Consider the following 11,975-nt stretch of genomic DNA (forward strand, 5'->3'; position numbering starts at 1 on the left):
AAGCGATTCAATATGCCACCTCGGATCCCTATCGCTGGTCTGAAAAATTTCAACTGCTGAAGCGGGGCTATACCATTGACATCTGGGACTTCCAACCAGCCCAGGACGCTGCGGTTTGGGGCGGCGATTTCATGATGGCCAAGCCTGGAGTGACCCATTATAGCATCATGTATGGCGATAACATCGGCCTGGCGGTCGGCTGCCAATATACAGCCGAAATGCTGCGCTATGTTGGGCGAAATGAGGAAGCTGAAAAAATCGAGCGTATTGGCAAAGGAATTAAAGAACGCATCGATCAACTGAGCTGGAACGGGGCATTCTACACCCATCATGTGCCAGAAGATCCCACTTATAAACGGGACTTTGGCAACACAGACGAGTCGAAACAGGTGACCATTTCCAATGCGTATGCCATCAATCGCCGCATTGGGCATGACAAATCGGTGGCGATTATCAAAACCTACCAGAATATCGCCAAGGAAATGCCAGCCTCCTCTCCTGGCGAATGGTATATGTGCTATCCCCCGTATGAGAAGGGTTGGCATCTCGACAAATGGGAGTACATGAACGGCGGCGTTTCTTCGATCGTGGCTGGCGAAGTAGCCCATGGTGCGTTCAATCATGGTTTTGAAGATTATGGCGTGTACATTTTGCGGCGCATGGCCGAGCTGGCAAAATTATCAGGCAATCGACTTTTGTGCATCTATCGGGGGGCGCTGCCCGATCCGCCACAACGCAATTTCACGCCAATATCATTGAAAGCCATGGCCAATGCCGATATTTCTGGCCAGGGGGCAGATGGTGTTCCTGGCTGGACTGGCGAAGGGGTTAATGATCTCCATGAATTCCCAGTCGGGAATCAGATCTTCAAAGATGTCCCCTTCACCATTGTCGATCCGATAGAAAATGGACGAAAGGCTTGTTTGATCCTATCTGGTAAGTCGGGATATGTGAAACTAGCACGATTGCCAATCAAAAAGAAAGCAGCTTCCATCTATTTCTTGCATACCCAGAGCCGAGGGAGCTATCTCGGCGATATTCTGGTGCGCTATTCGGATGGTACCATGTTCAAAACCCATGTCTTGAATGGGCAAAACATCGCTAGTTGGTGGTATCCGCAGGATGGACCTTATGATGACGGAAAGCGTCCCTATTACGTAGCCTGGAAGGGCCAAAATGAAAAAAGCTTGTCGGTCGGTGTCTATATTTTCGGCCTTGACAATCCGTTTCCCGACAAGGTCATTGCCTCGCTTGATTTTGAAAGTGCAGGGACTGAGGGCTTGTGGATGGTGTTGGGCGTTACCTTGAGTGATTATCCTGTATTTTTTATGCCAGAAAAAATTTCTTTCGGTGCGCCAGATAACTGGGGCGCTGCTGCGGTAGTCTATGCCCTGCTCGAAGGATTGGCTGGCGTAAAGGACGAGGGCGTTGCTTTTAACAAAGCCCGATTGGCGCCACGCTGGTCTGTGGCTGGAGTCGATACCGTAACAACGACCGTGAAGTATCCCGCTTCTGGTGGCTATTTATCCTATGTCTATAAATTTGATCGACAGCAGAACGAGCTGCAATTGGATTTCACTGGCACCGCTGCCAATATTGCAGTTGAAATTTTGGTGGGCTCGGATCAAACCGCCACCCAGGTCGTTTTGAACGACCGACCCATCGAATTTCAAACCAGGTTGGTGGAAGCATCGAAGTACATCTGCTTTGCAACCGATCGGGTGGCTGCCAATTCGGTGAGAGTGAAATTTGACTGATAACTGTGTATTGCTTGACTATTTCCACTGTAGTTAATCGTGCTTCATTCCCCCACCTCGTTGTTCAGGAATGAAGTCAGAATTTTAAATTGAAATCGATTGCAATATCCGATAAAAGAAGACTTAAAGTTGATGAGAAAACCAATCACGCTGGCGCTAATCATTTTTGTTTTCACAGGCAACAACCTCGCCCAGCAATGGCAGAGCTTCACCACTGAGAACAGTGGATTGCCGAGCAACAACATTTTTTCGGTAGCAGTCGACAGTTTCGGCATTATCTGGTTTGGAAGCGATGCAGGTGTCACTGGCTACGATGGTTCGAACTGGCATACTTATAACAGAGCGGATTGCCTGGCCGATCTCCAGGTGAACGATTTGAAAATCATGGAACATACCGAGCTCTGGGTAGCCACTAATAATGGCGTCTCCGCCCTCGGCTTTTCATCTCTGGATGCAATTACCATGGCTACCCCCTATCGCACCAATAATACGGGTCTGCTGTCGAACAAAATCAATTCCCTCGCCATCGATCAGAATCTGGTCCGATGGTTTGCTACCGACTCTGGGGTGACAGCGTTCACTGGCCAGCATTGGATCTCGACCAAATCCCAGCATGTCGTATTGGACAATGACGTGCGATCCATTGAATTTGGTCCTGATCAAATCGCCTATTGCGGGACCGAAGGCGGCGGGGTTGCTCGGCTGAAGCTCTCGGGGCTGGACATCATCACGGCTGCCTCTACCATTGAGCGACCCTGGGCACCTGTTCCGATCGACAGCGTTTTGGCCATTCATATCGGCGCCGATGGCTTGCAGTGGTTCGGCACAACGCAGGGATTGTTTCAACATCAGGGAATCAATTCGAAGATAAATTGGAAACGGTTTACGGTGAGCGATGGCTTGCCGCATCCTGTGGTGCAGGCGATTGCGAAAGATGCCATTGGCAAAATCTGGGTGGGAACCCAATGCGGTGTCACCTGCGTTGAAAAGGATTTTTCGTCCTACACCAATTATTCCAGCACGGATGGGCTAATCAACGATGATGTCCGAGATATAGCAACCGATGTCAACGGCTCAATCTGGTTGGCGACGGCTGGTGGCGTGTCGAAATTTTCACCCAATGCCAGCAAGGTTGCATCCAATCCAAATATTGGGCTACCGAAATCCATTGAGTTGAATATCTATCCCAATCCTTTTAATGCCTGTACCTCCATTGAAATCCGAACCATGAATTCGGTCTATACAGAGATTGCCATTTATAATTTATCAGGTCAGCGGATTCGGCTGGTCTGGAACGGGCTGGCCAGCAGTGATCGCCATGTCGTTCGTTGGGAGGCTCAAGATGATCATGGATTTTCGGTTCCATCTGGTTTGTATTTCGTAAGATGCATCAGTGGCTCTCTGGTGATCAATAAAAAAATGTTGCTCATTCATTAAGCTTTCAAGTAAGAATTTAGCTGTGTGAACCAGAGCTTGGCATTCCATCCCGTCCGCAAGGTGGCTGACGGGAAGCAATCTTTGCGAGCGAACCACCGCCGAATCCTGGAAGATGTTCACAAGAAAGATTTCTTTGGCCACTGGCATCAACCGAAGCGAATGAATGGGTAAAGATTGTCATTGTGAGCATCAGCCGACTGGCTATGACTGGCAAGTTAAGATCAATCATAAACGCCCGAATTCATTCGGGCGCTTATGACCAATGAACCACAGTTGCTGACCGCTTCAGCGGTCTTGGATGCTAATAGATAGTTGGAGCATCGCTCGGTTTGACATTCGATTCTTATGGTGACGATTATGACTATTGGCCGATCGAAATGACAGGTTTATTCAGGTAGCTTAATTTTTCTGCTCTCAAATTAAAGGTGAAATCATGAAAATTCTTGTCAGTCAAGCAGGGTGCACCAAATTCAAAAGACTAACGGGCCGCATTGTTTTCCCGATTCTGGGCCTTGCATCGCTGATCTGGTTTCTGGTCCGAGTGATTCCCAAACCCAGCCGTGCTGCTTATCCCTGCATGAAAGTGGCCTTTCCCATTGCCTCGGGTTTCGTCACGTGGCTGATGGGACTGATGGCTTCGGTGAGCGCATTTAAATTGGCGAAGCAGCGCTTTCAGCAAGCGCATTATTGGGCTATGGGGCTGTTTATCGTAACTGGGGCTATTGCGGGATTTTTTACATTCACTCAGATGAGCCAGCGTGCCGCATCGAGCATTGCCTACAACTATTATTTCCCTGCCAATCAACCGATTGGCCAGGCAAAAGGGATTTTCCCAGGCCGTGTCGCCTGGGCCTGGAATCCAGATGCGACCAACGAAAATCAGACTGGCAAAGATGATGGCAGAATCGCTGTCAGCGAAAACGATGACTATTACTTTCTCATTAAGAACAACAATCAGGCGGTCATCGATAGCATGATGGATGCGGTGGTGCTGAACCTGACTGGTGAAACAACGGTCTCGGATGCCTGGCGGGCGCTATTCCGATTTCATAATCGAAACAAATCGGGCAAGGACAGTAGCTATGCGCCAGGCGAAAAAATTTTCATCAAGATCAACGCCACGTCTATCCTGCAGGGCGATGGCGGCCAGCCCTGGCATACCTGGGAGCCGACACAATTGACCAAGTACAAACCGACCTGGTGGGCGCATCCCGATGTCGTCGAAACCACGCCCCAGATTGTCCTTTCGGTGCTGCGACAGCTTGTGAATCACGCTGGGGTTCGGCAGCAGGACATTTATATCGGCGATCCGATGAAAAATGTCTATAAACACCTGTTCGATTATTGGAAGGCTGAATTTCCAGATGTAAATGTTTTGGGGAATGATATCGAATATCATGGGCTCAATCTGGCTGCATTGGGACGGGTGCCCGTGGTGAAGACGGCCTCCGACCTGCTGTTCTATTCCGATAAGGGCAAGGTGATGAACGAGGCGCTGTCCGATAAATTGTACACGATTCATGAACAGGCGGCGTATTTGATCAACATCGCATCGTTGAAAGCCCATGCCTGCGCTGGGATTACGCTCTGCGCTAAGAATCATTTCGGTTCCCAGGCTCGTGCTGATGCCAGCCATCTCCATAAGGGCCTGCTCGGCGAGGAGAACGATCGGCCGTATCGGACTGATTATGGCCTGTATCGAGTCCAGGTGGATTTGATGGGGCATCGCTTGTTGGGCGGCAACACCGTGCTGTTTGTCGTGGATGGGCTCTACAGCGCCATTGAAGGCTGGAGCGATGCTTACCCCATCAAATGGAAAATGGCGCCGTTCAACAATGATTTCACCAACTCAATTTTTGCCTCGTTGGACCCAGTGGCGCTGGAATCCGTCTGTTTTGATTTTCTGCGCACGGAATATCACGGTCCCCAGGTCGAATTCAATCGGCCCAATATGGCTGGCGTGGATGACTACCTGCGCCAGGCTGCGGATTCGACCAATTGGCCAGCGGGGATTGTTTACGATCCTGAAAATGATGGCACGCCGATTTCGAGCTTGGGAGTTTATGAGCATTGGAACAATCCTATCGACATGCAATATTCTCGCAACCTGGGAACTGGTGAGGGGATTGAATTGGTGAAATTGTTCCCCCGAACCACTGCGGTGGAGCAGCCTAATTCTGGCGATCTGGTCACTGGTTTTCAACTAAAGCCCAACTATCCGAACCCGTTCAATGCCTCCACTACCATCGCATATCATTTAGCTGCTGCAGCTCGTGTGAAACTATCCATCTACAACCTTCGAGGTGAGCGGGTGATCTCTTTGGTGGATGAATATCAAAATGCGGGGAACTATTCGCTCATCTGGCATGGCGTCAATTTCAGCGGCGCTGCGGTTGCCTCTGGGGTTTATGTTGCCAAATTGGAGGTGAATTCGGTCAGTGGCAATTTTGTTCAAGCAAGAAGAATGGTTCTTCAAAAGTAACAGAAAACCCTTTCAGAGTTTTAGAACCTTTGAAATGGCTAAAAGCGTTTTCAAAGGTTTGGAGGCCTCGAAAGAATAACGACAAAGTACAAAGTCATTTCGAGCGAAGCGAGAAATCTTTTATCAGAACGGGTAATCTTAAAAATCCAGATTTTTCATTCCTCCGTCAAGTGGAAATTAGCGTCAACCTAAAAGTGTAATGTCATTCTGAGCTATTCAGCCGAAAGACGGCGAATGGAGAGCGAAAAATTTCTTTATTAAGCAAAAGCAGATTCGTTTATTGAAAAGATTCTTCGTCACTTCGATCCTCAGAATGAATACTTTTCCCACTTTGATTGCCTAGGTTGACGTCCGTAGCCAACTGGCGGATTCGTTCGGAATCAAACGACTCAGCTTAAGCTGATTAAGTGGTATTAATAATAACTCAAAGGTTAGACTATGAAATTTAAAAAATCTTTTGCCGTGCTGTTTTTTGCCTTTTGGGCATCGCTCAGCTCCATTTATGCCCAGACCACGGGCTACTCGGATTCTTTCGATGGCCCGATCAAAGTTCTCCCTCATCCCTATTTCAGCTATCAGCAGGCCGATGGTATCTTGACGGTTCACGTTAACGTGCCCAACAGCGTGAAGTGGCAGGGATTCATCTATGACATTGGCGATACGCTCGACCTATCGAACCATGGGATGCTGAACCTCAGATTGAAATCGGATTTCGATTTTCTGTTGACAGCTTATATCCTCGATCCAGTGGGGCTATATAAGACTGCGAATCAGAAAATACTTAAAAGCGACACCTACGTCGAATATTTCATTCAGTTCGAAATGACCGCTGGGTTTGATAAGAAGCGGATCACCCGTTTGCAGTTCACGCCCAATGGCAATACCATCGATGCGGTGAACGGCACCATCTGGCTGGACGAACTGCGGGTCGGCAGTCAGGCCATTCCTATGGCCAATATCGGCGCCATCACGGGGCAGCATTTCTTTATCGGAAGTCAACAAAATCAAATTAAGGTGGTCGACCTAAAGAACGCCTCGCATCTGGTCGCTGGTGGCGCTGGCTCCATTATCTCCAATATAAAAATTACCGACATCATCAACGGCAGCGCTACGATCATGGTTGATTGTCTGCCGAATGCTATTGGCACGGATACGCTGCGGATCACCGCTGTTGGCGTGAGCGGCTTCGGGGATAACTCGATTTCAGTTCCCATTCGGATCGAAGACAATGCGCCGCCGACCATTGACCCCATTGCGGATCTATCGACCCAGGTGGGCGATACCGTGCGGCTACGATTGAGCGGCATCACCGATGGAAATAGAACTGTGGAGCAGCCCATCACCATCTCCGCCATCAGTCAGAATCAAGTGGCCTTGCCAGATAGTAATATGAAAATACACTACGATGGATTGGCCACTGTGGCAGACCTCGTATTGATCCCCATCGGCGCTGGGAAAAATGTTCAGATCAAACTGGTCCTGGACGATGGTTTTGCTTATAACAACATCACCGAACAATTTTTCACAGTGGACTGTTTTCAGGAATTCAATCATCCCCCCACGATGGATGAAATTCCAAACCAATTTGTTTATCTCGCCTTTGGAACGCAGACGATTCGGCTGACTGGTATCAGCGATGGGGACAACGGCACGCAGACGTTGACCATTTTGGCGAGCAGCTCGGATACAGCGATAGTAAGAAATCAAGACCTGTCGGTCAATTACATTCAGGGAGCCTCCAGCGCTGATCTGGTGTTCACTCCGTCGGCATTGGGCAAGACGAAAATCACCATCACGGTCATCGATAATGGTGGGAATCCCAATAACAACGGCGACGCCCAGATCTCACGATCGTTTTGGGTCGAATCGGCCCCATTGCCCCAATCGGGTCTGGCTGTCCCGCTGGCCGAGTTCGGCTCGGGCAAAGTCACGATGCTGGAAAATCCTGGCGATTGGAATGTGGAAGGATATGGGACGAACCAGAAACCTGAATTGGGGACATTTTATGGCAAAGAAAATGTGCTGAAAATCGTTATCAATAACAAGACATGTTGGACTGGCATCTGGTACATGTTCGAGGAATTGGATCTGAGTCAGCATCGTTATATGTGTTATGACATCTATTTCGAAGGCGGCTCGTTCAGCAATGGCGGGAAGACCCACAGCTATTTCTGGGATGCCAATGACAATCGAAATCTTCCCCGAGCCCATGCGCAGCGCAAGACTGTCCCAGCGAATCAGTGGCAGACGGTGTTTATGGATTATCGTGGCGCTGGCGGCATGAGTACTGATGCGGGTGAGGAGATCAACGTCAAGCGCATCAATCGCATTTTGATCAACTATGCGACCGATTTTGCCTGGCCATTTCCTGTCAACAGCGGCACCGTCTATCTCGCCAACATCAAAGTGGGCAGTGCAGTACCAGATAGCCTGATCCCAGCGCTCAACCCAGTCTGCACTTTGGACCCGATAGCAAATCAGACAATCACCATTAATTCAGGCCAGCAGCAAATTCAACTCACTGGCATCGGCAACGGGATCGCCATGGGTGTTGCCGATACGATTTTCGCCATCAGCAAGCAACCTGCGCTCGTCCCCAATCCCATCGTCAGCCCGATCCATGCTGACGGGACGGCACAACTCACTTTTCAGCCAGGAAACACCCCTGGCACTGCCGACATAACCGTCACTGTGAAAGCCCAGGGATCAATCGACTTTTCCCGCAATTTCAAGATCTATCTGGTGGATCCAAGCGATGCGGGCACAGTCACGATTGAGCTTGATCCAAAGCAGCGCTTTCAGACCATTCGGGGCTTCGGCACATTCGAATTCTCGGATCGCCAGAATTATATCGATGCCTACACCACCGACCTCGGCGCTTCCGCAGTGCGCATCGGGCTGATTGGCAATCAGATTGAACCAGTGAACGATAACAGCGATCCGAACATATTGGACATGAGCAGCCTCAATTACGGCGCCTTCGATTTCAATTATTTTCGCCAGTTGAAGGAGAAAGGGGTCGAAACGTTCATTTTGACTTCCTGGTCGCCGCCCGCCTGGATGAAGCGAAATTTATCCCTGAGCTATGGCTATGCCGAGGCGCCCAACTATGAGGCCACCGATAATATCCTTGAGCCAAGTTATTACGACGAGTTCGCCGAAAGCATGGTGGCGGCCATCAGGATGTTCCGTGATCGGGCGGGAATCGATCTCTATGCCATCGGGCCGCAGAACGAGCCAGCGTTCAATGAGCCGTATCCCTCGGCCGTGCTCAGCCCAGTCGAATATGCGAAATTGATCGCTATCATCGGCCCTCGATTGAGACAGGAAAGATTGGCGACCAAAATTTACATGCCCGAGCAGGTGTTCGCTCAGCAGCATTATAGCATGGCGCAATATATCAACATCCTGCGTCTCAATTCCATTGCCGATCAACACACTGCCATCATCGCCACCCACGGCTATGCTGCCGATGGCGTGGGCGAGCAGAACCCCACCTATCAGGGCTGGACCGATTTGTGGAATAGCAGCCAGAGCGGCAGCTATCCCAAAGAGCTGTGGATGTCGGAAACTTTTCCAGAATATCGGAATTGGCAGAGCGCATTTTCACTTGCTGGTGCGATCCATGGCGCACTGGTCTATGGCAATGTGAGCCTGTGGACATTGTGGAGCATCGAGGGCACATTGATGGATAAGGGCCAGCCGACCGCCAGTTTTTATACTTCAAAAAATTATTACAAATTCATCCGACCTGGTGCGCAGCGAATTTCGGTTGCTGAGAATCACAATGATCTGCTCCCCTGCGCATTTATCGATTCGAAAAATAAGTTGTTGACATCGGTGGTGATCAATAAGTCAGCCCAGCCCATTAAGGTCACGGTCTTGGGCGATAGCATTCCCACCAGCTTCGAGATGTATGTGACCGCAGAGCACATCAATTTCAAATACAGCGGAAGTGTTGCCACAGGGCAGATGATCATTCTTCCGCCCAAAAGTGTGGTCACGCTGGTCGGCTCCATGGCTGGCGATTTGACAGGGATAGCCGACGAGACTGAGATGCCACAGGATTATCAGCTCTATCAGAATTACCCCAATCCGTTCAATCCAACCACCGCTATCGAATTCAGCATGGCTCGGCCAGGAGAGATCAGACTTGACGTTTATAATATCCTCGGACAAAAGGTCAGAACTTTAATCCACGGGGTTTATCCAGCAGGCCGACATCGGATCATCTGGGACGGAAAAAACGATTATGATCAATTGGTCGCCAGCGGCGTTTATTTTTATCGATTCAGAACAGACAAATTCGTCAGGACCAGAAAGTGCATCTTGCTGCGGTGAGAGAAAGGACAACATGAGAATTTTTCCAGAGGATTTTTTGTGGGGTTGCTCGACTTCTGCTTATCAAATCGAAGGGGCCTGGAACGAGGACGGCAAGGGGCCGTCGATCTGGGATGCGTTCGTCCTGATTCCAGGGAAGATCCACAATGGGGATACCGCTCAGATTGCGGCCGATCACTACCACCGCTGGCAGGAAGACGTGGAACTGCTGGCAGCGTTGGGAGTGAAGGCCTATCGGTTCTCGATCTCCTGGCCCCGCATTCTGCCCCTGGGCCGTGGGAAAGTGAATAAACAGGGCATCGCATTTTATTCTAATCTGATCGATCGGCTGCTGGAAAAAAACATTATCCCCTGGCCAACGTTATTCCATTGGGAATTGCCGCTGGTGCTGCAATTCGAGCGGGATGGCTTGCTCAACCCAGAAATTGCAGATGCGTTCCAGGAATACGCCGATGTCTGCTTTCATCATTTTGGCGATCGGGTGAACTATTGGCTCACGTTCAACGAGCCGTTTGTCTATGCCATTTTCGGCCATGGCTTCGGCATCATGGCGCCAGGCCGAAAGTCAAAAGACGAGCCCTATCGGGTCGGCCATCACTTTTTATTGTCGCATGCCAAAATTGTGGAACGCTATCGGGAAAAGTATCAGCACAAGCAAAACGGCAAGATCAGTTTGGCGCTGAATTGCGATTGGCGTGAGCCGCTGACCGACAGCCCAGAGGACAAGGCGGCCGCCCAGCGGGCGCTGGAATTTTATCTGGGCTGGTTCGCCGATCCGATCTTCTTGGGCGATTATCCCGAATCGATGAAAAAGAATTTAGGCCAGCGACTCCCCTCTTTCTCCGAGACAGAGCAAAGCCTGGTCCACGGCTCGGCCGATTTTTTTGCCCTGAACCACTATACGACCTTTTATGCCGCCCAGGGAAAATCGGATAAGCCCCTCGACGATCCCTACTCGAATGGTGGCTTTTATTCGGATCAATGGGTCGATCTCTCCTCAGATCCAAAGTGGGAAAAAACGACCATGGGCTGGAATGTCGTGCCCTGGGGACTCAATAAGTTGCTGCATTGGATCGACCAACGCTATCATCAGCCCGAAATTTACATTACTGAGAACGGCTGTTCATACGAGGATCGGCTTGAAAATGGAGCGGTAAGCGATCCCAAGCGAATCGAGTTTTTGAGCCAATACATTGCCGAATGCCACAAGGCCCTTTCGGAAGGCGTGAAGCTGAGATCGTATTTCGTCTGGTCGCTGCTGGACAATTTCGAATGGGCCTATGGGTTTTCGAAGCGATTTGGGCTGCATTATGTCGACTATCGAACTGGGAAGCGAATTCCGAAGGCCTCGGCGGATTGGTATCGGAAGGTGATTGAGGCGAATGGATTGTGACGTGATGAGACCGCTAATTGCGCTAATTAAACTAATTTCGCCAATTGGTTCATTGGCGCAATTAGGAAAATTGGCGAAATTGGCGGTCATAAAAAGTTGGACCGCTAATTGCGCCAATTGGGCTAATTCCGCCAATTGATTTATTAGCGCAATTCGGAAAATTAGCGAATTTGACGGTCATAAAAATTTTGACCGCTAATTGCACCAACGAAATCTTTACTTTGTCAGATTACATTAATTCACATTTGCGTGTCATTTCGAGCGCAGCGAGAAATCTTTCTACACCATAGTCATCGACAAATACAGATTCCTCACGTCTCCGTCCGCCGACTGGCAGACGGAGACGTTCGGAATGACGGATCGTCTATTAATCAGACAAAAATATTTTCGCCAATTGGTTCATTGGCGCATTTCGGAAAATTGGCGAAATTGGCGGTCATAAAAAGTTGGACCGCTAATTCCGCCAACGAAATTTTTACTTAGTCAGATTGCTTTAATTCAAATTTGCAGGTCATTTCGAGCGCAGCGAGAAATCTTTCTACACCATAGTCATCGACAAATACAG

General features: G+C 49.5%; 5 protein-coding genes. All 5 read left to right on the top strand.

Annotated elements, in window-relative coordinates; genetic code table 11:
• On the top strand, nt 1-1,757 hold a 1,757-nt coding region (locus ONB37_20025; protein MDZ7402450.1), incomplete at its 5' end, for a hypothetical protein.
• 132 nt (nt 1,758-1,889) lie between these two features.
• A complete protein-coding gene (locus tag ONB37_20030; GenBank protein MDZ7402451.1) occupies nt 1,890-3,194 on the top strand; it encodes a T9SS type A sorting domain-containing protein in 1,305 nt (434 codons plus the stop codon).
• 433 nt (nt 3,195-3,627) lie between these two features.
• A complete protein-coding gene (locus ONB37_20035; GenBank protein ID MDZ7402452.1) occupies nt 3,628-5,676 on the top strand; it encodes a DUF362 domain-containing protein in 2,049 nt (682 codons plus the stop codon).
• Nucleotides 5,677-6,114: 438 nt separating this feature from the next.
• Complete coding sequence (locus tag ONB37_20040) at nt 6,115-10,017, top strand: T9SS type A sorting domain-containing protein (GenBank protein MDZ7402453.1); 3,903 nt, start codon at nt 6,115-6,117, stop codon at nt 10,015-10,017.
• Between the two features lie 13 nt (nt 10,018-10,030).
• Nucleotides 10,031-11,410: a GH1 family beta-glucosidase gene (locus tag ONB37_20045; protein ID MDZ7402454.1), complete on the top strand. Its 1,380-nt coding sequence runs from the start codon at nt 10,031-10,033 to the stop codon at nt 11,408-11,410.
• The last annotated feature ends 565 nt before the right edge of the window (nt 11,411-11,975 follow it).

Source organism: candidate division KSB1 bacterium (assembly GCA_034506395.1).
Classification (GTDB): Bacteria; Zhuqueibacterota; Zhuqueibacteria; order Thermofontimicrobiales; family Thermofontimicrobiaceae; genus Thermofontimicrobium.

Coding starts and splice junctions, on each gene's coding strand:
- ONB37_20030 (MDZ7402451.1), top strand. CDS start 1,890: ATGAGAAAACCAATCACGCTGGCGCTAATCATTTTTGTTTTCACAGGC.
- ONB37_20035 (MDZ7402452.1), top strand. CDS start 3,628: ATGAAAATTCTTGTCAGTCAAGCAGGGTGCACCAAATTCAAAAGACTA.
- ONB37_20040 (MDZ7402453.1), top strand. CDS start 6,115: ATGAAATTTAAAAAATCTTTTGCCGTGCTGTTTTTTGCCTTTTGGGCA.
- ONB37_20045 (MDZ7402454.1), top strand. CDS start 10,031: ATGAGAATTTTTCCAGAGGATTTTTTGTGGGGTTGCTCGACTTCTGCT.